This window comes from Pantoea sp. X-Soil-YNGN-844 (genome assembly GCF_059730595.1).
The window spans coordinates 1,810,732-1,836,004 of the sequence record NZ_AP036007.1 but is presented as its reverse complement, the minus strand read 5'-3'; the positions used below and the strand labels follow the sequence as shown (position 1 = coordinate 1,836,004).

At 54.9% G+C, this 25,273-nt stretch carries 26 protein-coding genes and 3 tRNA genes; 16 read left to right on the top strand and 13 right to left on the bottom strand.

What is annotated here, in order from left to right:
• Both AC6I8C_RS08535 and AC6I8C_RS08530 read left to right on the top strand, forming a co-directional pair.
• The gene (locus AC6I8C_RS08535; RefSeq protein ID WP_497822170.1) at window positions 1-858 is read left to right on the top strand and encodes an efflux RND transporter periplasmic adaptor subunit; all 858 of its coding nucleotides are present in this window, start codon (window positions 1-3) and stop codon (window positions 856-858) included.
• On the top strand, window positions 855-2,855 hold the full coding sequence (locus AC6I8C_RS08530; RefSeq protein WP_497822169.1) for an FUSC family protein: 2,001 nt from the start codon (window positions 855-857) through the stop codon (window positions 2,853-2,855). The genes AC6I8C_RS08535 and AC6I8C_RS08530 overlap by 4 nt, the downstream gene beginning before the upstream one ends.
• Here AC6I8C_RS08530 and AC6I8C_RS08525 read toward each other — a convergent pair whose 3' ends face one another.
• The 4 genes from AC6I8C_RS08525 to AC6I8C_RS08510 all read right to left on the bottom strand — a co-directional run bounded on the left by AC6I8C_RS08525 (window position 2,856) and on the right by AC6I8C_RS08510 (window position 5,261).
• Complete coding sequence (locus AC6I8C_RS08525; RefSeq protein WP_013357718.1) at window positions 2,856-3,323, bottom strand: hypothetical protein; 468 nt, start codon at window positions 3,321-3,323, stop codon at window positions 2,856-2,858.
• Window positions 3,324-3,453: 130 nt separating this feature from the next.
• Complete coding sequence (sodC, locus tag AC6I8C_RS08520; protein ID WP_497822168.1) at window positions 3,454-3,972, bottom strand: superoxide dismutase [Cu-Zn] SodC; 519 nt, start codon at window positions 3,970-3,972, stop codon at window positions 3,454-3,456.
• 84 nt (window positions 3,973-4,056) lie between these two features.
• Window positions 4,057-4,953, bottom strand: a complete 897-nt coding sequence (locus tag AC6I8C_RS08515; protein ID WP_497822167.1) for an aldo/keto reductase — start codon at window positions 4,951-4,953, stop codon at window positions 4,057-4,059.
• Window positions 4,954-5,021: 68 nt separating this feature from the next.
• Window positions 5,022-5,261, bottom strand: coding sequence for a DUF1289 domain-containing protein (locus AC6I8C_RS08510; RefSeq protein WP_107320176.1), 240 nt, complete (start codon window positions 5,259-5,261; stop codon window positions 5,022-5,024).
• A 174-nt stretch (window positions 5,262-5,435) separates the two neighbouring features.
• Between AC6I8C_RS08510 and AC6I8C_RS08505 the strand changes: the two genes are divergently transcribed.
• The 4 genes from AC6I8C_RS08505 (at window position 5,436) to rnt (ending at window position 8,493) form a co-directional block, all read left to right on the top strand.
• Entirely contained in the window at window positions 5,436-6,032 is a 597-nt protein-coding gene (locus AC6I8C_RS08505; protein ID WP_033732498.1) for a TetR/AcrR family transcriptional regulator, read from the top strand.
• 50 nt (window positions 6,033-6,082) lie between these two features.
• Window positions 6,083-7,180: an alkene reductase gene (locus AC6I8C_RS08500; RefSeq protein ID WP_033782946.1), complete on the top strand. Its 1,098-nt coding sequence runs from the start codon at window positions 6,083-6,085 to the stop codon at window positions 7,178-7,180.
• Between the two features lie 116 nt (window positions 7,181-7,296).
• On the top strand, window positions 7,297-7,704 hold the full coding sequence (gene gloA, locus AC6I8C_RS08495) for a lactoylglutathione lyase (RefSeq protein WP_010245580.1): 408 nt from the start codon (window positions 7,297-7,299) through the stop codon (window positions 7,702-7,704).
• Window positions 7,705-7,824: 120 nt separating this feature from the next.
• Complete coding sequence (rnt, locus tag AC6I8C_RS08490) at window positions 7,825-8,493, top strand: ribonuclease T (RefSeq protein WP_013357711.1); 669 nt, start codon at window positions 7,825-7,827, stop codon at window positions 8,491-8,493.
• 43 nt (window positions 8,494-8,536) lie between these two features.
• Here rnt and AC6I8C_RS08485 read toward each other — a convergent pair whose 3' ends face one another.
• Window positions 8,537-8,872, bottom strand: a complete 336-nt coding sequence (locus AC6I8C_RS08485; RefSeq protein ID WP_179291196.1) for a Grx4 family monothiol glutaredoxin — start codon at window positions 8,870-8,872, stop codon at window positions 8,537-8,539.
• 364 nt (window positions 8,873-9,236) lie between these two features.
• Here AC6I8C_RS08485 and AC6I8C_RS08480 point away from each other — a divergent pair, with 364 nt between their 5' ends.
• Window positions 9,237-10,046 (top strand): C40 family peptidase, encoded by an 810-nt coding sequence (locus tag AC6I8C_RS08480; RefSeq protein ID WP_135908994.1) that lies wholly within the window; start codon window positions 9,237-9,239, stop codon window positions 10,044-10,046.
• A 46-nt stretch (window positions 10,047-10,092) separates the two neighbouring features.
• Here the strand turns inward: AC6I8C_RS08480 and cydH are convergent, their stop codons facing one another.
• On the bottom strand, window positions 10,093-10,182 hold the full coding sequence (cydH, locus tag AC6I8C_RS08475) for a cytochrome bd-I oxidase subunit CydH (RefSeq protein ID WP_497822166.1): 90 nt from the start codon (window positions 10,180-10,182) through the stop codon (window positions 10,093-10,095).
• 281 nt (window positions 10,183-10,463) lie between these two features.
• On the opposite strand from cydH, the gene purR reads away from it, so the two are divergent.
• Window positions 10,464-11,489 carry an HTH-type transcriptional repressor PurR gene (purR, locus tag AC6I8C_RS08470; RefSeq protein ID WP_497822165.1) on the top strand — a complete coding sequence of 342 codons (1,026 nt, stop codon included), beginning with the start codon at window positions 10,464-10,466 and terminating at the stop codon, window positions 11,487-11,489.
• On the opposite strand, the gene punR is transcribed toward purR, so the two are convergent.
• The gene (gene punR, locus AC6I8C_RS08465) at window positions 11,486-12,391 is read right to left on the bottom strand and encodes a DNA-binding transcriptional activator PunR (RefSeq protein WP_497822164.1); all 906 of its coding nucleotides are present in this window, start codon (window positions 12,389-12,391) and stop codon (window positions 11,486-11,488) included. The genes purR and punR overlap by 4 nt on opposite strands.
• A gap of 107 nt (window positions 12,392-12,498) precedes the next feature.
• Between punR and punC the strand changes: the two genes are divergently transcribed.
• The gene (punC, locus tag AC6I8C_RS08460) at window positions 12,499-13,701 is read left to right on the top strand and encodes a purine nucleoside transporter PunC (RefSeq protein WP_497822163.1); all 1,203 of its coding nucleotides are present in this window, start codon (window positions 12,499-12,501) and stop codon (window positions 13,699-13,701) included.
• A gap of 310 nt (window positions 13,702-14,011) precedes the next feature.
• On the top strand, window positions 14,012-15,160 hold the full coding sequence (gene cfa / locus AC6I8C_RS08455) for a cyclopropane fatty acyl phospholipid synthase (protein ID WP_033732491.1): 1,149 nt from the start codon (window positions 14,012-14,014) through the stop codon (window positions 15,158-15,160).
• A 324-nt stretch (window positions 15,161-15,484) separates the two neighbouring features.
• Here cfa and AC6I8C_RS08450 read toward each other — a convergent pair whose 3' ends face one another.
• A complete protein-coding gene (locus AC6I8C_RS08450; protein ID WP_095707276.1) occupies window positions 15,485-16,144 on the bottom strand; it encodes a riboflavin synthase subunit alpha in 660 nt (219 codons plus the stop codon).
• A gap of 202 nt (window positions 16,145-16,346) precedes the next feature.
• Here AC6I8C_RS08450 and AC6I8C_RS08445 point away from each other — a divergent pair, with 202 nt between their 5' ends.
• From AC6I8C_RS08445 to AC6I8C_RS08420, 6 genes are all read left to right on the top strand, one after another.
• Window positions 16,347-17,720, top strand: coding sequence for an MATE family efflux transporter (locus AC6I8C_RS08445; protein WP_150012832.1), 1,374 nt, complete (start codon window positions 16,347-16,349; stop codon window positions 17,718-17,720).
• Between the two features lie 152 nt (window positions 17,721-17,872).
• A tRNA-Val gene (locus tag AC6I8C_RS08440) sits at window positions 17,873-17,949 on the top strand.
• A gap of 3 nt (window positions 17,950-17,952) precedes the next feature.
• Window positions 17,953-18,029 (top strand) — tRNA-Val (locus AC6I8C_RS08435).
• An 11-nt stretch (window positions 18,030-18,040) separates the two neighbouring features.
• Window positions 18,041-18,117 (top strand) — tRNA-Val (locus AC6I8C_RS08430).
• Between the two features lie 344 nt (window positions 18,118-18,461).
• Window positions 18,462-19,874 (top strand): pyruvate kinase PykF, encoded by a 1,413-nt coding sequence (gene pykF / locus AC6I8C_RS08425; RefSeq protein WP_033732486.1) that lies wholly within the window; start codon window positions 18,462-18,464, stop codon window positions 19,872-19,874.
• A 303-nt stretch (window positions 19,875-20,177) separates the two neighbouring features.
• Window positions 20,178-20,414, top strand: a complete 237-nt coding sequence (locus tag AC6I8C_RS08420) for a major outer membrane lipoprotein (RefSeq protein WP_009090492.1) — start codon at window positions 20,178-20,180, stop codon at window positions 20,412-20,414.
• Between the two features lie 80 nt (window positions 20,415-20,494).
• On the opposite strand, the gene AC6I8C_RS08415 is transcribed toward AC6I8C_RS08420, so the two are convergent.
• Genes AC6I8C_RS08415 through sufC form a run of 5 tightly spaced genes read right to left on the bottom strand, consistent with a single transcriptional unit; the run spans window position 20,495 to window position 25,239 of the window.
• On the bottom strand, window positions 20,495-21,520 hold the full coding sequence (locus AC6I8C_RS08415; protein ID WP_497822162.1) for a L,D-transpeptidase family protein: 1,026 nt from the start codon (window positions 21,518-21,520) through the stop codon (window positions 20,495-20,497).
• A gap of 56 nt (window positions 21,521-21,576) precedes the next feature.
• Window positions 21,577-21,993: a cysteine desulfuration protein SufE gene (gene sufE, locus AC6I8C_RS08410; RefSeq protein ID WP_150012826.1), complete on the bottom strand. Its 417-nt coding sequence runs from the start codon at window positions 21,991-21,993 to the stop codon at window positions 21,577-21,579.
• A gap of 21 nt (window positions 21,994-22,014) precedes the next feature.
• Window positions 22,015-23,238: a cysteine desulfurase SufS gene (gene sufS, locus AC6I8C_RS08405; protein ID WP_497823323.1), complete on the bottom strand. Its 1,224-nt coding sequence runs from the start codon at window positions 23,236-23,238 to the stop codon at window positions 22,015-22,017.
• Window positions 23,238-24,518 (bottom strand): Fe-S cluster assembly protein SufD, encoded by a 1,281-nt coding sequence (sufD, locus tag AC6I8C_RS08400; RefSeq protein WP_497822161.1) that lies wholly within the window; start codon window positions 24,516-24,518, stop codon window positions 23,238-23,240. The genes sufS and sufD overlap by 1 nt, the downstream gene beginning before the upstream one ends.
• A complete protein-coding gene (gene sufC, locus AC6I8C_RS08395) occupies window positions 24,493-25,239 on the bottom strand; it encodes a Fe-S cluster assembly ATPase SufC (RefSeq protein WP_013357697.1) in 747 nt (248 codons plus the stop codon). The genes sufD and sufC overlap by 26 nt, the downstream gene beginning before the upstream one ends.
• Between the last annotated feature and the right edge of the window lie 34 nt (window positions 25,240-25,273).

The window sequence follows — 25,273 nt, the reverse complement described above, 5'->3', positions numbered from 1 at the left end:
ATGAAATTTAACGCGGTAAAATACTTTTCAACGCTGATTGTGTTTGCGCTGGCGCTGCTGGCCGGTGGCTGGCTGTGGAACTACTACATGCAGTCACCCTGGACGCGTGACGGAAAAGTGCGGGCAGAGCTGGTGGATATTACGCCTCAGGTGTCGGGCCGGATTACGCAACTGAAGGTCAGAGACAATCAGTTCGTGCATCAGGGCCAGTTGCTGTTAACGCTGGACCCGGTGCCATGGCAGATTGCACTCGACAACGCTGCCGCCCAGCTCAGCAAAGCGCAGGCGGACCTGGCGAAAGCGCAGCATGAATATCACCGGCGCAGCAGTCTGCCGCGTAACATCATCTCCGCAGAGGATCTGGATGCGGCACGCTTAAGCGCAGAAGCCGCCGCCGCCAGTGCCAAAGCCGCGCAGGCGGAGCTGGAACGGGCACGCTGGAATCTGCAGCAGACGACGCTGAGCGCACCGACAGATGGCTGGATCACGAATCTGACGCTTCGTCCCGGCAACTATGCGACAGCGGGGTCGCCCCTGTTTGCGCTGGTCGACAGCCACTCTTACTACGTTATGGGCTATTTTGAAGAGACCAAGCTGCGCCATATTCACGCTGGTGCGGCGGCTCAGGTGGTGCTCTACAGCAATGGCATGCGGCTGCAGGGCCAGGTGGACAGCATTGGCCGCGCTATCTATGACCAGAGCATTGAGACCGACAGCGGTCTGGTGCCCGATATCAAACCCAACGTGCCCTGGGTGCGGCTGGCGCAGCGGGTGCCGGTGCGCATTCGTCTCGATCCGCTCCCGGCGGATACCAGTCTGGTTGCTGGCACCAGCTGTACCATCACCATCCAGCCATGAATGTTCAGTGGCTGGCCTGGAATCAACTGCCCTGGATTAAGGCGAACGGCGGTCAGTGGCGCTATGCGTTGCGTAATGCTATCGCGATGTGTCTGGCGCTGAGCATCGCCTATGGCCTGGATCTTGATGAGCCTTACTGGGCGATGACCTCCGCCGCCGTGATCAGCTTTCCTACCGTGGGCGGCGCTATCGGTAAAAGTCTGGGCCGCATCGTCGGCAGTCTGCTCGGGGCCACCGCCGCGCTGCTGATTGCCGGACATACCCTGAATGAGCCGTGGCTGTTTACCTTTGCGATTGCCGGCTGGTTGGCGCTCTGCACCGGCATTGCAAACCACTACCAGAACAATGTCGCCTACGCCTTTTCGCTGGCGGGTTACACTGCCGCTATTATTGCCTTCAGCAGCGTCAACATCACCGATATCACCTCGCTGTGGACCATCGCCCAGGCACGCGTCTGTGAGGTGATCTCCGGTATTCTCTGCGCAGGTTTGATGATGATGGTGCTGCCAAGCACCTCCGATGGCGAAACGCTGATTACCTCCCTAAAACAGATGCATGCGCGATTGCTGGAACATGCGGTATTACTGCTGCAGCCCTCGGCCAGCGATACTATTCGCACCGCACATGAAAACGTCATCAGCCAGATCCTCACCATGAATCTGCTGCGCATTCAGGCGTTCTGGAGCCACTACCGTTTTCGCCGACAGAACAACGTCCTGAACTATGTGCTGCACCAGCAGCTGCGACTTACCAGCGTGCTCTCGAGCCTGCGCCGCATGCTGCTCAACTGGCCCGACGCGCCAGAGGCGCTGTTTGAGGCGCTGCAGCAACTGCTGGCGGAGCTGGCAAAACCGGCGTGTGATAAATATCGTCTGGCGCAAATCCTGCGCAGCGTGACACCCGCAGCGGATGGCGACTACCGGCAGCGTGCCTTTTGTCAGCGGCTGCGCTACTTCTGCTGGATGTACCTCAACGTGCTGCGCTGGATCCGCCTGCTGGATCGCGCCGATGCCGATACCCGTTTTCAGCCGCCGCCGGTTCCGGCGCTGGCGCGTGACAGTGACAGTGCCGAAGCGGGCTGGAGCGCCCTGCGCACCTTCTGCGTGATCGTCCTGGGCTGCGCCTTCTGGATTAACACGCAATGGTCTTCCGGGGCCTCGGCGCTCACCCTGACCGCCATTGCCTGCGTGCTCTATGCCTCTGCCCCCTCACCCGGCGGCAGCGTGACGCTGCTGCTGAAAACGCTGCTGTGGCTGTTTGCATTTAGTTTTGTGATGAAGTTTGGCCTGATGGTGCAGATCGGTCAGCTATGGCTGTTTTTACTGTTTCTGTTTCCGCTGCTGGTGACGCTGCAACTCTTCAAGCTGCAGCAGAAACAGCGCGCCGGGATGTGGGGGCAGTTCATCGTCTTTATGGGCTCGTTTATCGCGGTGACTAACCCGCCCACGTGGGATTATCAGGATTTTTTTAACGATAACATCGCCAAAGTCTGCGGGGTGCTACTCGCCTGGCTGGCGTTTCAGATTCTGCGGCCCAGCTCCGATGCGCGGCGCAGCCGGCGGCATATCCGGGCACTGCGGCTGGCGTTTCTCGATCAGCTGCGGCAACGACCCCGGCTCAGCGAGAGCCGCTTTGAATCGCAGATTTATCATCGCATCAGCCAGCTCAGCCATAGCCGGGATGAGCAGGCGCGCGTCTGGCTTCTGCGCTGGGGCGTGGTGCTGCTCAACTGTTCGCATATCGTCTGGCAGCTGCGTGAATGGCGTGCCGGTTCAGCAACGCTGATGGCGTTTCGCGATAACAGCCTGCAAAATTTACAGCAGATTATCAGCAGCCGCGGCGTACGGCACAGTTCGCTGGAACAGATGCTGACTGAACTGGAAGCGACTATTACCGCGTTACTGGCGCTGGAAAACAATGAGGCCAGCGAACTGGCGGGGATTATCTGGCGATTACGCTGTTCGCTGGCACAGCTGAAGCAGGCTGTGCCGGAGTGATTACTGGCAATACTGCTGCTGTTGACGGTTAAAATCATCCTGCAACTGTTGCAGCGTTTTATGGCCCTCGAAGCGGGTTTTATCCATCTCGGTCATCGGTTCAATCACCAGCGCTTTCTCATCAGGTGAGAAGATAAAGCGACGCGTCAGTTCGGTGCCGGTGAAACTCTGGCCGTGAATGCCGCCGCACACCATGGTCATGGTGCGACGATAGATCGTGGTGTCAGTGAAATTGGTTTCAGTGGCGCTGCGAAAAACCTGATCGCACCCCTGCGCTTCCAGCTTGCGCACCATGTTGCGACTGAGCCATTCACGACCTTTGGCGATCTTTTCACAGGTGACACGCATCTTGCTGGTATCAATGGTGCGCTGAAGCTCCCGTCCGGTTTCCGTGACCAGCTGCGTATCGTTGGGTTTATCGCATCCCACCAGCAGCAGACACAGCAGTAATGCACCCTTGAATTTCATTTTCCCACTCCTTTCCTCATCACGCTTTCTTACCTGAATCAATATCATAGGGGGGAAATGTCAGGGATGGTATAACAATTCATAAACAGGCGGGATAAAAAAGGGCGGCTATCGCCTGCCGCCCGGAAATTCAGATAACGCCGCACGCATAACGCGCCCCGCCGCCGCCCAGCGGTGCAGGATGGTCGGCATGATTATCCCCGCCGGCATGCACCATCAGCGCTTTGCCTTTGATCTCTTTTAACGATTTCAGCCGTGGCGCCAGCACCGGATAGGTGGCGTTGCCTTTCTCATCGACATAGACAGCGGGCAGGTCGCCCAGGTGACCTTCAGCATACGGCCCCAGATGTTTGCCGCTGTTAGCCGGATCCAGGTGACCGCCAGCCGCACCGGCGGCGACCACTTTACCCTCAGATTCACCCGGCTCACAGCTGCCTTTAGCATGAACATGAAAACCGTGAATGCCCGGCTTCAGTCCCTGCAGTTCCGGCGTAAACTGCAGACCATACTGGGTCTCGTCAATCTTAACGGTGCCCAGCGATTTGCCAATCCCTTCAGCGGTAACCTGATGGATTGTAACCTGCTCGCTGGCAGCCTGTGCTGAGCCGCAGGCGATCAGCGCAAAAAGCGCAACTGCTTTCATTTTCATGGTGACTCCATTTGTATCCCAGGGTTTGAGATAAGTCTGGTCGCTATTGCACTATTTTGCCGAAGATTGACGCAGTTTTACGCTTCAGGGCACATCAAATCCCAGCGCCGCTTTGCGAATACGGAACCACTGCTGTCGCGACAGGGATAAATCCAGTGCCCCGGCGGCTTCGCTGACGCGCGCCGCTTTGCCTGAACCAATGATAGGTAGCGGTCGCGACGGCAGCATCAGTATCCAGGCATAAACTACCTGTTCCAGACTGGTGGCACCGGTTTCCTGCCGCACCATCTCAAGTTCATTACGCAGTGGCTGGAAGTGAGGATCGTTGAACAGACGTCCGCCGCCGAGACACGACCAGGCCATCGGACGAATGCGCAGTTGCTGGCACTGATCCAGCGATCCATCCAGCAGCACGCTTTGCTGCACGGGTGAAATCTCCAGCTGGTTCGTGACCAGCGAGAACGGCAGACGGGATTGCAGCAGTGAAAACTGGGATGGTGTGAAATTCGAGACGCCAAAATTCAGCACCTTGCCGCTTTGATGAAGTGCCATGAAGGCTTCAGCCACTTCGTCAGCCGCCATCAGCGGATCAGGACGATGGATCAGCAGCAAATCGAGACGATCGGTATGGAAATGGCGCAGCGAGTTTTCAGCACTCAGCAGGATATGATTTTTGTCGGTAATGTAGTGACCAATCTGATGTTCAGGCCGGGCGCGGGTGGCAATGCCGCACTTGGTCACAATCTGAAGCTGATCGCGCAGTCCGGGAGCCAGCTTAAGCGCCTCGCCAAAGGCCGCCTCACACTGGTAGTCGCCGTAGATGTCAGCATGGTCAACGGTGGTAATGCCGAGCCTCAGATGGTGCTCAATAAACGCAACCCGCTCCTGCGGCGACATGCCCCACTCCATCAGACGCCAGTACCCCATAACCAGCGGTGAAAAATCGGGGCCCTGTAAAGCGATGGCCTGCGGTTCTAACATGACGTTCTCCCTGTTGCGCATTGGCTGTAATTAGAGTGTCAGAGAGTATAACGGAAAGCGGAAAGTCGTCAGAATAACTCCGGCTGTTGTGGCTCGGGTGGCTCCTCGCCTTTCTGCTGCCGCTGCAGGCGCAGACGACGCTGCTGACAGAGACGAATGACTTCCCGCTTTTGCGCATCGCTGAAGCGCAGCCAGTTGAACCGCTCATCGCGGCTGCGTAAACATCCCAGGCAGTAGCCACGTGCATCGGTCTGGCAGATGCCGCGACAGGGGCTGGGAACCGGGAAAAACTCAAGCTGCTCGGCCACCATGACTCCGGATTAACAGAATAAACAGTCCAGTAAAAAGCGTAGCCTGGATGCGCAGGAATTAAGCTTTGCCTTGTCAGAATTATCCTTTTCTCTCACGGGTGAGTGAACACTCTGTGCCAAATGCACGGTGCAGCGTTGCATTAGACCAACCGGTCTACTACTCTCTTTGCCATGAATAAGACGCTACAACGCAATGAAACCCGCGAACACCTGCTCCAGACAGGTGAACAGCTCTGTCTGCAACGCGGCTTTACCGGAATGGGCCTCAGCGAACTGCTGACGCAGGCGGCGGTGCCGAAAGGCTCCTTCTACTACTATTTCCGCTCTAAAGAGGCGTTTGGCGTGGCGTTACTGGAACGTTACTTTGCGCGTTATCTGCAGGATGTTGAGTTACAGCTCAACCAGACAGACGGCACGCCGCGTGAACGTCTGCTTAACCATTTTCGTGCTGCGGTTGAGCTGTTCGTACAGCAGGGACACATTGTCGGTTGTCTGGGCGTCAAAGTTTCTGCTGAGGTCTGCGATCTCTCTGAGCCGATGCGTGATGCACTGCAGCAGGGTGCAGGAAAGATTACCGCGCTCTATGCCCGGACGCTGATTGCCGCAGAGCAGCAGGAGTCGCTGAGCCTGCCGCAGCCCCCCGCGCAGATGGCAGAGTTGCTGTCGCTGCTGTGGCTGGGAGCCAGTCTGCAGAGCAAAATTTCCCGCGAGGCGCAGCCACTGCGTCTGGCACTGAGTACCATCGAACAGTGGCTTGAAAGCCACTGATTTTTAAAAAACGTGTTTGTAGACGACTGGTCTACTAATCAGGAGCTATTATGGCGAGTACCCAGCTGTTTCGTCCGCTGAAAGTCGGCGCAATTACCGTCCCAAACCGCGTATTTATGGCACCGCTGACCCGTCTGCGCAGCATTGAGCCAGGCGACATCCCTACCCCAATGATGGCGGAGTATTACCGTCAGCGCGCCAGCGCCGGTCTGATTATCACCGAAGCAACCCAGATCTCTTTCCAGGCAAAAGGCTATGCCGGTGCCCCAGGCTTACATACGCAGCCACAGATTGCCGCGTGGAAAGTGATTAACGAAGGTGTCCATCAGGCGGGCGGTCATACCGCCGTGCAGTTATGGCACACCGGTCGTATCTCGCATAACAGCGTGCAGCCGGAAGGCAAAGCACCGGTAGCGCCATCCGCCATTGCCGCGGGTACGCGTACGTCACTGCGTGCTGAAGATGGCAGCGTCTATCGCGAAGACACCTCTGTACCGCGCGAACTGACGGTGCCGGAGATCCAGCAGATTGTGGCCGATTTTGGTCAGGCTGCGGCGAACGCACGTGAAGCAGACTTCGACCTGCTTGAGCTGCACTCCGCGCACGGCTACCTGATTCACCAGTTCCTGGCGCCGGGTTCAAACCAGCGTACCGACGAATATGGTGGCAGCATCGAAAAACGCGGTCGCTTTGCGCTGGAAGTGGTCGATGCGGTGATCGCCAACTGGTCAGCCGATCGCATTGGTATCCGCGTCTCGCCTATCGGCAGCTTCCAGAATCTGGACAACGGTCCGGATGAAGAAGAAGCGGCGCTGTGGTACATCGGTGAGCTGGCAAAACGCAACATCGCCTATCTGCACCTCTCTGAACCAGACTGGGCCGGCGGCAAGCCTTACACCGACGCCTTCCGCCAGAAAGTGCGCGATCTCTTCCCGGGCGCCATCATTGGTGCCGGTGCTTACACCGTTGAGAAAGCGGATGATCTGATTGGTCGCGGTCTGATCGATGCGGTTGCGTTTGGTCGTGATTACATTGCTAACCCGGATCTGGTTGAGCGTCTCCAGCAGGATGCCCCACTTAACCCACAGCGCCCGGAAAGCTTCTACGGCGGCGGCGCGGAAGGTTATATCGACTACCCGACACTGTAATCTGTTTGGGCTGCCGTCCGGGACGATGACGGCAGCCATTATTCAATGGCGATTTTCGTCGCTATACTTAGCGCCTGGGTCATCCGGCGATGGCGTTTTATTTAAAAGAGGATGTTATGCGTTTACTTCATACCATGCTGCGCGTTGGCGATCTGCAACGTTCAATCGATTTCTACACCCGTGTGCTGGGCATGCGCGTGCTGCGTCAGAGCGAAAACACCGAATATAAATATACCCTGGCGTTCGTAGGCTACACCGACGAAAGCGAAGGTGCGGTGATCGAGCTGACCTACAACTGGGGCGTTGATAAATATGACCTCGGCGATGCTTATGGTCACATCGCGCTAGGCGTCGATGACGCAGCAGCAGCCTGCGAACGTATCCGCAAAGATGGCGGCAACGTGACCCGTGAAGCAGGCCCGGTTAAAGGCGGCTCCACCATTATTGCCTTTGTTGAAGATCCCGATGGCTACAAAATCGAGCTGATCGAAAACAAAGATGCCGGTAACGGCCTGGGCAACTAAACCTGCCTCCCAGCCCGCCTGACCCGGTGGGCTGAATCCCCTTCTCTGCGCTTCATCTGCTGCACCCGGCCCCGTTTTTTGCCATAATACGCGCTGCCCTTTTTCTGCAACGAGATCCTGATGTCTGAATCGAATTCCCCTAATGCACTCAATCAACGTTTCCGTGGCTTCTATCCGGTGGTGATCGACGTTGAAACCGCTGGTTTCAACGCGCAAACCGATGCGTTACTGGAGATTGCCGCTATCACGCTGAAAATGGATGAAGAGGGATGGATTCAGATTGACCAGACGCTGCATTTCAACGTCGAACCCTTTGTCGGATCGCTGCTGCATCCGGAAGCGCTGGCCTTTACCGGTATCGATCCGAGTAATCCGCTGCGCGGTGCGGTGAGTGAATATGAGGCGCTGCACGCCATTTTCAAAATGGTGCGCAAAGGCATTAAAGACAGCGGCTGCAATCGCGCCATTATGGTGGCGCACAATGCCACGTTTGATCTGAACTTTATGTCAGCGGCAGCAGAACGTGCCAGCCTGAAGCGCAATCCGTTTCACCCGTTTGCCACCTTTGATACCGCAGCGCTGAGCGGACTGGTGCTGGGTCAGACGGTGCTGGCGAAAGCCTGTATTGCGGCGGGAATGGAGTTTGACAGTACCCAGGCGCATTCAGCGCTCTATGACACTCAGCAGACAGCGACACTGTTCTGCGAACTGGTGAACCGCTGGAAACGGTTAGGTGGCTGGCCTCTGCCCTTCGCCGGGGGTGACGCAGACGCCACGACATCCGCATAAGGGATGCCACAATGAAAGAGGCCGACATGATGTCGGCCTTTTTTTATTCTGCTTCTTTAAATTTTTCTGCGGTCTCTTTGATCAGCGACTGCAGTTCACCACGCTGTAACATCTCGACGATGATGTCGCATCCACCGACCAGCTCACCATCCACCCACAGCTGTGGGAAGGTCGGCCAGTTAGCGTATTTCGGCAGCTCAGCACGAATGTCCGGATTCTGCAGAATATCCACGTAAGCAAAACGCTCACCGCAGGCTGACAGCGCCTGCACCGCCTGTGCAGAGAAACCGCAGCTTGGCAGTTTCGGGGAACCTTTCATGTACAGCAGGATCGGGTTTTCTGCGATCTGGCGCTGAATTTTTTCTACAGTACTCATAATTGCCTTCCTTAATTCGTTACTTCGTGTTTGTTTATTGTAGCGACTTCGCAGCGTGACTGAAAATGAGATTTTGCTCGCTGCCCGATTAAATGACCATCATTGTTAAGTCCCGCTCGCAGGACATTTAACTTCAGGTATTAACAGCTGGTAACAGTTTAATAATTCGTAATAATTCCGTTGGTATAACATGCTGAAAATGTTCATTTTCAGTGCAATCACGTGGGCTGCAAAGATTAACATTAAAAGGCATTACAGTTTTTAAGCGAACTGGACTAGAATGGCCTGGGCACTGATCCTGGATCAGATTAATCTCAACTTTGTCGCGGTGCGTAGTGGCCCTGACAACTTAACTAATTAATGGACTATGCGTTTAATCATTACGCTTTTTATGCTGGCCTTTGCGCAACTGTTTTTCAACATCGCCGCTGCGTCGCCTCACGCGCCGGTGAACGTCAGTACGCATAAAGCAGAGAAAAAGAGTGCGCGCGACGATGAACGCCGCAAGCGTCGCCCGGTAAAAACGGTGACAAAAAAAACTCGTCTCAGCCCTGATCAAAAACTTAAAACGAAAAAACAGAAAAAAGTCGAACTCACTGCTAAACAGACGCCTGCTAAGAAGACCTCGCTCAAAACCGCCCGTATCAGCAAAAGCAAAGAAAAAAACAAAGAGAAGAAACGCTATGGGCATCAGCGCCAGCTGAAAACCGCTGAGGTCACCACCCGCGAGCCAGGCACGATTAAAATGAGCAAATCCCACCGCCAGCGCTATCAGAAGGCGCGTGAGACCGCAATGACCAAGCTGATGGGGCAGTTGGGTAAACCCTATCAGTGGGGCGGCACTTCTCCACATACAGGTTTCGATTGCAGCGGTCTGGTCTGGTATGCCTATAAAGACCTGGTGAAGTTTAAGATCCCGCGTACCGCTAATGAAATGTATCACCTGCGAGACGCCGCGCCGATCAAGCGTGAGTCGCTGGAGAAAGGCGATCTGGTCTTCTTCCGTATTAATGGCCGCGGCACGGCAGACCACGTCGGCGTTTACCTGGGCGATGGCAAGTTTATTCAGTCGCCGCGTACCGGCAAAGATATTCAGATCAGTGCATTAGGGGAAGATTACTGGCAGCGCCACTATATTGGTGCCCGTCGGGTGATGACGCCGAAAACCATTCGCTGAGCAGCAGTATAGTCCGAAAGAAGCCGGGATAATCCCGGCTTTTTTATTAGTGCAGAATGGCAGTAAAACTAAAGGCCACAATCATCAGCAGACAGCCGATAGTGGTCATCAAAGCCAGTTTCAAATCGGTACTCATTGCTTGCTCCTTAGTCACACACTTTGCAGGGATATGGCATTTTCCCACAGGGTCCGGTAAAAATCTCGTTTTATCCGTTCAGCCTTGTTAGAATCCCGCCTTTGTTGCGCAACGCGCGCATCCCTGATTCCGTTTGCGCATCTTTTCAGGCGTTTTTTCTCCGCCAGTCGCCTGTTTACCGGCCAGAAAAGCCGCATTTTTGCGGAAAAAACCCTGAGCAGACGCAAACGTTTAACATTACGCTTATCATAGAGTTAGGTAAGCACTGGAGTCCGATTTTCATGGCAACAATTAAAGATGTGGCGAAACGCGCTGGCGTCTCAACGACCACCGTTTCGCACGTCATCAATAAAACACGCTTTGTCGCTGAAGAGACACGCGAGGCGGTCTGGCAGGCAATTAAGGAACTGCACTACTCGCCAAGTGCGGTGGCGCGCAGCCTGAAAGTAAACCACACCAAAACGTTGGGCCTGCTTGCCACCTCCAGCGAAGCGCCCTATTTCGCTGAAATTATTGAAGCGGTTGAAAACCACTGTTTTGATAAAGGCTATACGCTGATTCTGGGTAATGCGCATAACGACCTGCAAAAACAGCGCGCCTACCTCAGCATGATGGCGCAGAAGCGCGTCGATGGCCTGCTGGTGATGTGCTCTGAGTATCCGGACGATCTGCTGCAGATGCTGGAAGAGAACCGCAATATCCCGATGGTGGTGATGGACTGGGGTGAATCGCGCGCCGACTTTACCGATACGGTTCTCGATAACGCCTTCCAGGGCGGCTATCTGGCGGGACGTTATCTGATTGAACGCGGACACCGTGATATTGGTGCTATCCCCGGTCAGATGGAGCGTAACACCGGCGGCGGACGCCATGCCGGTTTCCTGAAGGCACTGGAAGAAGCGGGTATTCAGCCGCGTGCCGAGTGGATTGTACAGGGTGACTTTGAGCCGGAATCGGGCTATCAGGCGATGCAGCAGATCCTGTCGCAGAAGCAGCGTCCGACGGCGGTGTTCTGTGGCGGTGACATCATGGCGATGGGCGCGATTTGCGCCGCCGACGAGATGGGTTTGCGCGTCCCACAGGATATTTCGGTGATCGGCTATGACAATGTGCGCAACGCCCGTTATTTCGCACCGGCCCTGACCACAGTGCATCAGCCTAAAGCCCAGTTGGGTGAGAAAGCGCTGGAAATGCTTCTGGACCGCATTACCAGTAAGCGCGAAGTGTCACAAACGATTGAGGTCCATCCCACGCTGATTGAGCGCCGTTCCGTGGCCGATGGCCCGTTCCGCGACTATCGCCGTTAATGCTCGCTTAACCACTCCTGATTAAGAGTTTGCGCATCACCCAGATAGCTGAGCAACCAGCCTGTCGCCGGTGATGCGCGATCCTCAGCCCAGCTGACGCAACAGGGGCTATCCGGAAATGCCACCGGCAGCGTCAGTTCGACCAGCTCGCCGCTGTCGAGCAGTGGTCTGGCCAGATGACCCGGCACCATCGCCACACATAAGCCTGCCTGCACGCATTCCAGTCCGGTTTGCCACTCCGGCACCACCAGCCTGCGCTGGTTATCCAGCGTCCATGTCATACGACGCGGCAGTGCGCGTGATGTATCTTCCAGCACCAGTGACGGCCAGCTACGCAGCGTATCATCATCGATCTGGCTCGCCTGCGTCAGAGGATGCTCGGGCGCGACCACGCAACGCCAGTTGAGCATACCCATATCGCGAAATGCAAACCGTCCGCCTACCGGAATCGCCTGAGTGGCCCCAATCGCAACTTCCACCCGACCGTCGGCCAGCGCATCCCAGACGCCGTTAAAAACTTCATAGCTGATGATCAGTTCCATATCGGGAAAGTGGCGATAGAAGTCTTTAACCAGCTGCCGGGTGCGCTGAGGTTTTGCGATACGGTCAACGGCAATGCTGAGCTGCCCCCGCCAGCCGTTGGCCAGTTGCTGACACTGCCGCCGGGTGGCAAGCATTTTTTTGATGACGCTGCGCCCTTCCCGGACAAAATGTTCGCCTGCTGGCGTCAGCACTACTTCGCGATGCTGGCGTTCGAACAGTGGCACTGCCAGCCAGTTCTCCAGCTGACGCACCGTGTAGCTGATAGCAGAGGGCACCCGATGTAACTCCTGCGCGGCGGCGCTGAAACTGCCCCCGCGGGCAACCGCGTCAACGACCTCTAATGCATATTCTGACCACATAATCTGCCTTCAAAAATTTTAACAGCAACCGGCAAATATTACCGTTTCACAGCGGCAAACGCACCTTTTACACTCTGCCGCGTTTATCCTGCAAAAATGAGAATGAGATGCTGTCGAATAAAGGATTTATGCCCTATCTTGCCCTGCTGAGCATGCTCGGCTTTTTAGCCACTGACATGTATCTGCCCGCCTTTGGTGCGATGCAGCAAACGTTTAATACCTCGCCGGGCCTGATCAGCGCCAGTATGAGTCTCTTCCTGGCGGGCTTCGCCTGTGGTCAGCTCTTCTGGGGACCGCTTTCCGATCGCATTGGCCGCAAACCGGTGCTGCTGGCCGGACTGGCCATGTTTGGCGTCGGCTGTGCGGGCATGCTGTGGGTGAATGATATCACTCTGATGCTGGCGCTGCGCTTTGTGCAGGCGATTGGCGTCTGTGCTGCGGCCGTGAGCTGGCAGGCGCTGGTGGTGGATCGCTATCCTGCCGCGCGCGCCAACAAAGTCTTTGCCACGATTATGCCGCTGGTTGCGCTCTCGCCGGCGCTGGCACCGTTGCTGGGTGCCTGGCTCATCGGCCATTTCCACTGGCGTTCGATTTTCCTGGTGCTGACCCTGATTGCGGTGGCGTTGATTCTGACCACGCTGCGTCTGCCCACCGTGCGCAAGGCTGCGGGAGAAAAAGGTGCGCAGCCGGGCTTTTTCACGCTGCTTAAATCACGAGTCTACAGCGGCAACGTGCTGATCTACTCCGCCTGCTCCGCCAGCTTCTTTGCCTGGCTGACCGGATCGCCCTTTATTCTGGCGGATCTGGGTCTGTCGCCCGCTGATATCGGTCTGAGTTATGTGCCCCAGACGCTCGCCTTTTTAATTGGCGGCTTCGGCTGTCGCACCCTGCTCAACCGCTTTAACGGCGCACAGTTGCTGCCCTGGCTGCTGGCCGTCTACAGCCTGAGCATTCTGGCGCTGTTTGCTGTTGCGCTTGCTGGCAGCAGCACGCTGGTGAGCCTGATGGTGCCGTTCTGTGGGATGGCGCTGGCTAACGGCGCGATTTATCCAATAGTGGTTTCCAGTGCACTGACGCCCTTCCCGCATGCCACCGGTAAAGCGGCCGCATTGCAGAACACCTTACAGCTAGGACTCTGCTTCGCTGCAAGCCTGGCAGTCTCTGCCGGATTAACGCATGCACTGTTTACCACTACGCTGATGATGACGGTGACGATTCTGCTGGCGCTGGTGGGTTACGCCACACAGCGTACCGCAAGCGCACAAACTGTTGTTGCCTCCGCGCAACCTGCCTGCCAGGATAATCACTGACACACTGACTTTTTCGTTAGCCTCCTAACAATAAGTCATTGAATATTGACCCGCGTGAGAATATACTCATCCGGGTCAACAAATCTGTAATAAATCAACAATATAATAACGTAATAATCTGATTGGCACCCTGTTGCCGGGACGGTATTCGCGCGCGTTATTCTTACCCTGACCGACCTGCTGCAGGCTATTCCAGTCCTCTGTATCACACAGTCAACCGGTGTGCGGAGTCATCCGTGCCGTTTCTCAATGCCTGACGAAATTGACTACTCTTTGTTCAGGTTCAGATTGGACAGGTGGTGGAAAAGCTATGAGTTCATCTTATGCAGAAGCAGTGAGCCCTGAGGAAAACCATTGGTATCGCATCGTCCACGAAATGCTGGAAAAAGCGGATATTGAAATTAATGGTTCACGCCCCTGGGATATTCATATTAATCATCCCGGCTTTTTTAAGCGTGTTCTGCAGGAGGGATCGCTTGGGCTCGGTGAGAGCTATATGGATGGATGGTGGGAGTGCGATCGGCTGGATATTTTCTTCCATCAGGTGCTGAAACATAAACTCGATCAGCAACTCCCGCATCACTTTAAAGATACGCTGCGCATTGCCGCTGCCCGCTTAACCAATCTGCAGTCAAAAAAGCGGGCCTGGATTGTCGGTAAAGAGCATTACGACCTGGGTAACGATCTCTTTTCACTGATGCTCGACCCCTATATGCAATATTCCTGTGGCTACTGGAAAGAGGCCACAACCCTGGCGACGGCGCAGGAAGCCAAGCTGGATATGATTTGCCGTAAATTAGCGCTGGAGCCCGGAATGTCTCTGCTGGATATCGGCTGTGGCTGGGGCGGACTCGCGGAATTTGCCGCACGTCATTATGGCGTCAACGTGCATGGCGTGACGATTTCCGCCGAACAACAGAAACTGGCGCAGCAGCGCTGTAGCGGATTAGACGTCACGATTCTGTTGCAGGATTATCGCGATCTGAATGAGCAGTTTGATCGCATCGTTTCAGTAGGCATGTTCGAGCATGTCGGGCCGAAGAATTACGCCACCTATTTTGATGTGGTCGATCGTAATTTAAAGCCTGACGGAATTTTTCTGCTTCACACCATTGGCGCGATTAAAACCGATATGAGCGTCGATCCCTGGATCGACAAATATATCTTCCCCAACGGCTGCCTGCCTTCAGTGCGTCACGTGGCGGATGCCAGCGAGCCGCATTTTATTCTGGAAGACTGGCATAACTTTGGGGCCGATTACGACAAAACGCTGATGGCCTGGCATGAGCGCTTTATGCAGGCCTGGCCGGAGCTGGCCGATAACTATGGCGAACGCTTTAAGCGGATGTTCTCCTATTATCTCAATGCCTGTGCCGGCGCCTTCCGCGCGCGGGATATTCAGCTGTGGCAGATTGTGTTCAGTCGCGGTGTTGAGGGCGGATTACGGGTGGCGCGGTAGTGCTCTGTCATGCAAACGCTGCGAATGCCAAATCATATTGAATCTCACAGCAACGAATAAGCTTAACGAGCAGGGAACTGGGTCAGAAGAGGAAAGCGTCCCGCGCCTGTGACAAAAACGCCGGGAGCGTTTTTGAACAACGCAGAGCGTTGGTCCGGCAACGGGCGCACCTCAGGGATGAGGTGCGTAATCGCGCGGGCCGAGCGTGTCATGGACTGGATTTTGCATCTTTCCGATCTGACCCTGTTCCCTGTGATGGCTCGGTAAAACAGCAAAACAGTTCAGATCCTATCGCTACTCTTAAAGGCGCTTACACGCCCTTTATTAACTCTCGGAGGCAGGCTGGCCGGTCAGCATACTCATCGCCGCCGCCGCATCGCGCTGTGCTAACACCCGCTCAACGGTCTCTACGATTGCCTGTGTGTGCGGATCGATCTCAATGTTGACCCGGTCGCCAAAGGTCTTCGCGCCCAGAGTGGTGCGCTCCAGCGTTTCCGGAATCAGATAGACACAGAATTTGGTCTTCGTCACATCACCTACCGTCAGACTGATGCCGTCGATGCCGACGAAACCTTTATGCAGAATATATTTCATCTGCATCGGATCCTGGATTTTAAACCAGACTTCGCGATTGTGTTCTGACTGGATAATTTTGCAGATTTCAGCGGTGGTCATAATATGACCTGACATCAGATGACCGCCTATTTCGTCGCTGAATTTCGCTGCACGCTCAATATTCACCACATCGCCCTGGCGTAAATCGCCAAGGTTAGTCACGCGCAATGTCTCTTTAATTAAATCGAAACTGACGCGGTCACCTTCGATTGCCGTCACGGTCAGGCAGCATCCGTTATGCGCTACGGATGCGCCCAGCGCCAGCCCCGGCAGGAGCTCTTCCGGCAGTCGGACAGTGTGGGTACGAAACAGTTCTTTTTCTTCAATGGACACGATTTCTGCGGTGCCCTGCACAATACCGGTAAACATAGTCTTTGCCTCTGCGAAGTTTACGCTAGTTTATCACAGCTCCGGTCGGCTGATAGATTTCACCCCACCTCACCCCATTAATGGGGTTCAAAACGCATTGTGTGACAAAGATTGGCGAATTCTGTTACCCCGGTTACACTGGTTCGCGCTATTCCCCGGGCTTTTCTGCCCTTTTAATTCATTTAATAAGTCAGGTGTTAACGTGCAGAAGTATTTAACAGAAGCGCGTCAATTGCTGGCCCTTGCGATTCCGGTCATCCTTGCTCAGGTGGCCCAAACCGCAATGGGATTTGTGGATACCATTATGGCCGGCGCAGTCAGCGCCACGGATATGGCCGCCGTTGCTGTCGGCACCTCTGTCTGGCTTCCGGCCATCCTGTTTGGTCATGGTCTTCTGCTTGCATTGACGCCCACCGTTGCGCAACTCAACGGTTCAGGCCGCCGCGAACGCATCGGCGAACAGATCCGCCAGGGCTACTGGCTCGCCTTTTTTGTCTCGCTGCTGATTATGGTGCTGCTGTGGCACGCCGGTTATCTTATCCGGGCGATGCATGACATCGATCCCGCGCTGGCGCGTAAAGCCGAGGGCTATCTGCATGCCCTGCTGTTCGGCGCGCCAGGCTATCTCTTCTTTCAGGTGCTGCGAAATCAGTGCGAGGGGCTGTCGAAAACCAAACCCGGCATGGTACTGGGCTTTCTGGGCCTGATGTTTAACATCCCGCTGAACTATGTCTTTATCTACGGCCACTTCGGCATGCCCGCGTTGGGTGGTGTCGGCTGCGGCGTGGCAACGGCATCGGTCTACTGGGTGATGTTTATCTGCATGCGCTTCTGGGTACGCCGGATGGGCAGCATGCGCGATATCCGGATGGAGAGTCGCTGGTCGCCGCCTTCGCGTCCGATTCTGAGCCGTCTCATGACGCTGGGATTGCCGGTAGCACTGGCGCTGTTCTTTGAAGTCACGCTGTTTGCCGTTGTGGCCCTGCTGGTGTCGCCACTTGGGATTGTGAACGTGGCTGGTCACCAGATCGCGCTGAACTTCAGTTCCCTGATGTTCGTATTACCGTTGTCGCTGGGCGTCGCAACCACCATCCGCGTCGGTTACCGTCTGGGTCAGGGCTCTACCGAGCAGGCAAGAGTCGCCGCCTGGACCGCCCAGGGTGTGGGCATCAGCATGGCAGCGCTGACCGCGATATTTACCGTGACGTTTCGTCATCAGATTGCCCTGCTCTATAACGACAACCCCGAAGTGGTCACACTGGCGGCGCAGCTAATGCTGCTGGCAGCGATTTATCAGTTCTCGGACTCGATACAGGTGATTGGCAGCGGGATTCTGCGTGGATATAAAGATACAAGGTCCATTTTCTTTATTACCTTTATCGCTTACTGGCTGCTGGGATTGCCCGCCGGGTATCTGCTGGCGCTGACCGACTGGCTGGTGCCCCGGATGGGGCCTGCGGGCTTCTGGTGCGGCTTTATTATCGGTCTGACCTCGGCGGCGGTCATGATGATCTGGCGCATCAGACGCTTACAGCGGTCACCTGCGGAAATCATCCTGGCACGCGCGGCGCGATAACCACACAAGCGGGCTATTTATGGCCCGCAATGACGAAAAAAACGACGGTTAGCACAGTTGCTGCTCAGTCATGGCGAAAAAACTATTTTCCCCTTGCCAGGCTTCTGCACTGCCGTTAATATTCGTCCCCGCTGTCGCCCTGACAGCATGTTGCGCTCTTAGCTCAGTTGGTTAGAGCACCACCTTGACATGGTGGGGGTCGATGGTTCGAGTCCATTAGAGCGCACCAAGTGCGTCCGTAGCTCAGTTGGTTAGAGCACCACCTTGACATGGTGGGGGTCGGTGGTTCGAGTCCACTCGGACGCACCAATATTCAGTATGCGCTCTTAGCTCAGTTGGTTAGAGCACCACCTTGACATGGTGGGGGTCGATGGTTCGAGTCCATTAGAGCGCACCACTTTCAGAATTTCTTCAACTTGCGCAACTCTCCCTTTTATTGATCTGCATCGCTCCCCCCTCTGCTTTTTGATTGGTTTTCGCATACTTAGCGTCTATACTGTCCCGCGTTGCTTACTTGAAAGGTTTCAGCGATCACGTGCTTACTGCGATAACTCAAATGATTTGCGCAACAACAGCGTGGTGGTTACCAACCGTAACCGCACAACTTCCCTGCACGCCTGGCCTTCGTCACCTATTCTTACTCAGTACTGCCCATTTCAGTCTCAATCAGAATTTTCATTTCGATGCGCTGCCATCGGATTTCGCCCTTATTCATCCATCACAACTTACAGAAAATCCGTCATGAAAAAGACTAAAATCGTTTGTACAATCGGCCCGAAAACTGAATCCGAAGAGATGCTGACTCAACTGCTTGAAGCGGGCATGAATGTTATGCGTCTTAACTTCTCTCACGGCGACTATGCTGAGCATGGTCAACGCATTACTAATATGCGTGCCGTCATGCAAAAAACCGGCCGTCAGGCGGCTATCCTGCTGGACACCAAAGGCCCTGAAATCCGCACCATGAAGCTGGAAGGCGGCAACGATGCGGCGCTGAAAGCTGGCCAGACCTTTACCTTCACCACCGACCAGAGTGTGATCGGCAACAGTGAGCGCGTTGCGGTAACCTATCCGGGTTTCACAGCCGACCTGAAAATTGGTAACACCGTGCTGGTCGATGATGGCCTGATTGGCATGGAAGTGACCGAAGTCACTGAAAATACCGTCGTGTGCAAGGTCCTGAACAATGGCGACCTGGGTGAGAACAAAGGCGTTAACCTGCCGGGCGTCTCCATCCAGCTGCCTGCACTGGCTGAAAAAGACAAGCGCGACCTGATTTTTGGTTGTGAGCAGGGCGTAGACTTTGTCGCCGCCTCGTTCATCCGCAAGCGTTCAGACGTGCTGGAAATTCGTGAGCACCTGAAACAGCACGGCGGCGAGCATATCCAGATCATCTCTAAAATCGAAAACCAGGAAGGCCTGAATAACTTCGACGAAATCCTCGAAGCATCAGACGGCATCATGGTTGCGCGTGGTGACCTGGGTGTTGAGATCCCGGTTGAAGAAGTGATCTTCGCGCAGAAGATGATGATCAAAAAATGTAATAAAGCACGCAAAGTGGTTATCACCGCGACGCAGATGCTTGATTCAATGATCAAGAACCCGCGCCCTACCCGCGCAGAAGCCGGTGACGTGGCGAACGCCATCCTCGACGGTACCGATGCCGTCATGCTGTCTGGTGAGAGCGCTAAGGGTCGTTATCCGCTGGAGTCGGTCACCATCATGGCGACCATCTGTGAGCGTACCGACCGCGTCATGAAGTCACGCATCGACAGCCAGAACGATACCCGCAAATTGCGTATCACTGAAGCAGTCTGCCGTGGTGCGGTAGAGACAGCTGAGAAGCTGGAAGCACCACTGATTGTGGTCGCGACCGAAGGCGGTAAGTCTGCTAAAGCCGTGCGTAAATATTTCCCGAACGCCACCATTCTGGCACTGACGACCAATCAGACCACCGCACGTCAGCTGATCCTGAGCAAAGGGATTGAGACGCGTCTGGTCACTGAAATCGCCTCAACCGATGATTTCTATCGTCTGGGTAAAGAAGCGGCGCTGGAAAGTGGTTATGGTCAGAAAGGGGATGTTGTGGTGCTGGTATCAGGTGCATTAGTACCAAGCGGAACTACCAACACCGCCTCTGTACACGTACTGTAAAACTCTTTTTTGCCATTATTTTAAAGCGCCTTAACGAGGCGCTTTTTTTATTTCTGCTTAAACCAAATCACGGAAAATTCCAATCGAAAATAACTATTCAAATACTCTTAATATTAAGGTTAATCCGATTAAATCTCTCTGTTTTCGCTAAATTTTTTTATCATATTCTGGGATTCGCTGCTTCTTTGAGCGAACGATCAAATTTAAGCATCTTCTCATCAAAAATTTATTCTCAACTTAAAAAGCTTTGTGTAATACTTGTAACGCTACATGGAGATTAACTCAATCTAGAGGGTATAAATAATGAATCGTACTAAACTGGTACTGGGCGCGGTAGTTCTGGCTTCAACTCTGCTGGCTGGTTGCTCAAGCAACGCTAAAATCGACCAGCTGTCTTCAGACGTTCAGACTCTGAACGCTAAAGTTGACCAGCTGAGCAACGACGTGAACGCAGTGCGTTCAGACGTTCAGGCTGCTAAAGATGACGCAGCTCGCGCTAACCAGCGTCTGGACAACCAGGCTCACTCTTACCGTAAGTAAGAGTTCTGGTTTAAAAATGGCGCCTTTAAGGCGCCATTTTTTTTGCCCGGAATTCAGTGCCCTTTCAGGGACTCATCCGTTCAGGGCTGCGCAGCTTTACCTTCGGCCAGCCCATCCGGGCTATTCGCGTCCACAGAGGCACTCTCCGGCCCCGCAGGCGGCACGGTATCACTCTGTACCGGCTCACCACTGCTGACCAGTACAGGCATGCCTGAGCGTCGCGTTAAGCTGGCTTTAATCAGCGCGCTATCGCTCTTCTCACTCTTCATAAATTTATTCAGGTCACTGCCGATCGCAATAGGCATAGTCTGCGGATCGTCTTTATCATTACGGGACAGCGGCTGATGCACTTCCACGTAGCGTTTTCCATCCGGCTCCACCGCGTACTTCACCGGCTGATTGATGATCTGAACCCGCGTGCCTTTTGGCGCAGCGTTAAACAGCGCTTCAATATCCTCAGAACGCAGACGGATGCAGCCTGAACTGACCCGCATGCCGATGCCAAACTTCGCATTGGTGCCGTGGATCAGATACTGGCCGGTGCCACGCGCCAGACGCATGGCAAACTGCCCCATCGGGTTATCTGGTCCAGCGGGTACCACGCCAGGTAATGTAATGCCCTCTTTGGCGTAACGCTTGCGGATATTCGGGGTGGGTGTCCAGGTGGGATTCGGGATTTTCTGGCCGATCTGCGTCACCATGACTGGCGTTGCCGCCCCCAGCTGACCAATGCCGATGGGATAGACGATGACCTTATCTTCCCCTTTGGGATAGTAGTAGAGACGCAATTCGGCCAGATTCACCACAATCCCTTCGCGCGGCGTATCAGGCAGGATCATCTGCAGCGGCACCGTCAGCTGGGTACCCGCTTTGGGCAACCAGGGATCGGTATCGGGATTCGCCTCCAGCATGCCCAGCAGCCCGACCTGGTAGCGGGCTGCAATGGCTTCCAGCGGTTGTTTATCATCAGGAACCTGAGTCAGAACGTTTTCGCCAATCAGGCGACTGTCAGGCGGTGGCAGCGGGTATTCGGTGGCGAATGCGGGTGCAGAGAGCCCAAAGCAGGTCAGCAGCAATGCACCGGCTAAACGTAAAGCAGGTTTCATGCAATTTTCTCGTCAGATAAAAAAACAGACGCCGGATGGCGTCTGTCGAGTGTAACTTAGCTGAGGTTCTGAGCGGTATGGCGAATAGACCGAATCATCGCCTCCAGCCCCTGCGACCGGGTAGGCGTCAGGTGCTGCACCAGGGCCAGTTCGCCAAACCAGTGGCGCACATCCAGCGCCAGAATTTCGGCGGGTGGCAGGTTCTGATAGAGACTAAATACAATAGCAATCAGACCTTTAACGATAGCGGCATCGCTGTCACCTTCAAATGCGATGGTGCCATCTGTCTGCGGGGTCATTCTGATCCATACCTGACTCTGACAACCGGAAATCGCGTTTTCCGGCTGGTGTAATGTTTCAGAAGATTCCGGAAGCTTTGAACCCAGTTCGATAATGTAGAGGTACTTCTCTTCCCAGTTAGCGCAACGGTTGAAGTTGCGAACCAGTTTCTCTTTTTCAGGCAAATTCGCCATCAGTGACTCCGTTAAAACTGTTCAGCCGCCCAACAGACGATGAATACGCGTCAAACCGGCAGCCAGACGATCCACTTCCTCTTCACTGTTATAGAAGGTGAAAGAGGCACGGCACATCGCCGGGACATTGTAGTGCTGCATCAGCGGCATCGCACAGTGATGTCCGGTGCGGATGGCAATACCGTATTGATCCAGGAAACTGCCGACATCAAAGGCATGATGTTTGCCCAGGTTGAAGGCAATAACACCGGCACGTGACTGCGGGCCGTAGATCTGAATATCCGGAACCGTGCCCAGCTTATCGAGCGCATAGTTCATCAGTGCCGTCTCGCGCTGATGAATGGTATCAAGTCCCAGCGCCTGCACATAGGCCATCGCCGCGCCAAAGCCGATAATGCCACCGGTGTTCGGTGTGCCTGCTTCAAAACGCCACGGCGCACTATTCCAGGTGGTGCCGGTGGGCAGCATGACCTGACCGATCATCGAACCGCCGCCTTCCCACGGTGGCATCTCATCCAGCAGCGCTTTGCGCCCATAGAGAATACCGACGCCATTCGGACCGTAAAGTTTATGGCTGGAGAAGACGTAGAAGTCGCAGCCGATATCCTGCACATCCACTTTGTCATGCATCACGGCCTGCGCGCCATCCACCAGCGTAATCACGCCAGCGGCTTTTGCCTCGGCAACAATGGCTTTAACCGGGTTAACGGTGCCGAGTACGTTCGACACATGCGTCACGGCCAGCAAACGCGTGCGACTGTCGATCAGCCCCGCCAGTTGCTCCAGCGCCAGTTCACCGTTGTCATTTAAGGGCAGCACACGCACTTCTGCCCCGGTACGCTGCGCCAGCATCTGCCACGGCACGATATTGGCGTGATGCTCCATCTCCGTGATGATCAGGTTGTCGCCAGACCTGAGGTTACTGCTGCCCCAGGTATTCGCCACCAGGTTGATGCCTTCGGTGGTGCCTTTAACGAAGACAATCTCTTCCTGTGATCCGGCATTAATGAAACGGGCAGCCTGATCGCGCACGTTCTCCATATCGCTGGTCGCCTGCTGGCTCAGCGTATGGATACCACGATGCACGGCCGCATAGCCGTGCTGATAGAAATGACTCTCGGCGTTAATCACCGACAGGGGACGCTGTGCGCTGGCTGCACTGTCTAGATAGGCCAGCGGATGACCGTTGACCTCACGCTTCAGGATAGGAAAATCAGCCCTGATGCGTTCGAGATCGAAGTTCATCATACGTCGCCTCCGGGAAAACGTTGTGCGATACGCTGCAGTACGGCCTGACGCATCACTTCATTTTCAAGTGTCTCGGTGAGTTCAGCTGCAAACGCATGAATAATCATGGTCTGCGCCGCATCCTGCTCAATACCGCGAGAACGCAGATAGAACATCTGCTCATCGTCGATGCGACCAATGGTAGCACCGTGGCTGCATTTAACGTCATCCGCGTAAATTTCGAGCTGCGGTTTGGTGTCGACTTCAGAAAGCTTGCCCAGTAACAGGTTGTTATTGGTCATCTGCCCGTCGGTCTTCAGCGCATGCTGTGCCACTTTGATGTGACCGTTAAACACCGCACGCCCTTTGTCACGCACGATGGTTTTATGCATCTGGCGGCTGACACAGTGGCCTTTGTTGTGCTCCAGGTAAGTACGGGTATCCGCCACTTCCTGTTTCACCGGCAGTACCAGGCTGTTAATTGCCAGCGTGGTATTTTCGCCATTCAGCTGAGTACTGGTGTTGTGACGCGACAGGCCCGCACCCAGCAGGAAGCTGGTGCTGCTGACCTGGCCATCGTTGCCAATTACCAAATCGTTATGCGCAAAGTGGTAGCTGGCGCTGCTTTCAAAGGCGAGCTTGGTGTGAGTCAGTTTCGCATTGTCACCGATCGCAAAGGTAAAGCGCGTGCCGGTGAAATGGGCGCGCTCATCCAGAGAGACGTAGTGCTCAATGACTTCCGCTTCGGCACTCTCTTCCAGCTGCAGGTGATGGCGGTAATGAACGGTGTTCATGCCCGTCTGCTGACCGCTGGTGATATGCAGCAGATAGACCGGACGGGCAGCGGCTTTACCGCGTGCCAGACGCAGGGTCGTCACCTCTTCTGCCAGGCTCTCAGTCAGATGCAGGAAGACTTCGGGCTGAACCGGAGCGGGCAGAGGACGGCGCTCGGCGGCCACGCTGTGCTGAATCTCAAACAGTTCGACGTCGCGGCTGCTGAAGACGGGCTGGAACTGACCATCGACATACACCAGGCGGATTGCATCCAGCGGCAGCGCCAGTGCATCAACCTGTTCAGCGCTCAGGGTCTGCGGCGCATCGGGCAGCACAAACTGCTGGGACAGCAGCGTGTCCAGCGGCGTGTACTTCCAGTTTTCATGCTTGCGGGTTGGCAGACCAACACGCATCAGTTGCTGCCAGTGCTGCTGTGCCTGCAGAGAACGCACGTCGCCGCGCGATTCAAACAGGTGATGCCACTGTTGCAGCGCAGAATCACTCTTCGTCGGTAAGCCAGCCATAACCTTGCTCCTCCAGCTGTTTCACCAGCGAGAAGTCGCCAGATTTCACGATTTTGCCCTGATACAGAACATGAACGAAGTCTGGCTTGATGTAATCCAGAATACGCTGGTAGTGGGTCACGATGATAAAGGCACGCTTCTCATCACGCAGGCTGTTAACGCCATTCGCGACGATTTTCAGCGCATCGATATCCAGACCGGAGTCAGTTTCATCCAGGATGCAAAGCTCAGGTTCAAGCGCCGCCATCTGCAGAATGTCGTTACGCTTCTTCTCACCACCGGAGAAGCCAACGTTAACGGAACGGGTCAGCAGATCTTCCGGCATCTTCAGCAGATGAATTTTCTCTTCAATGAAGTCCTGGAAATCAAAGCGATCCAGCTCGTCCTGCTGACGATATTTACGCACCGCGTTGACCGAGGTTTGCAGGAAGAACTGGTTGCTGACGCCCGGAATCTCTACCGGATACTGGAAGGCCATAAAGATGCCTTCACCGGCACGCTCTTCAGGGGCCAGTTCCAGCAGATCTTTACCTTTGAAGCTGACTGAACCGCCGGTCACTTCATAATCTTCACGGCCTGCCAGCGTCGCTGACAGCGTACTTTTACCGGAGCCGTTCGGCCCCATGATGGCATGCACTTCGCCCGGTTTAATTTCGAGATTCAGGCCACGCAGAATGGCTTTATCTTCAACACTGACCTGCAAATCTTTAATGCTTAACATTCTTATTCCTTCACATTGCTTCCGGCAAGGCGTG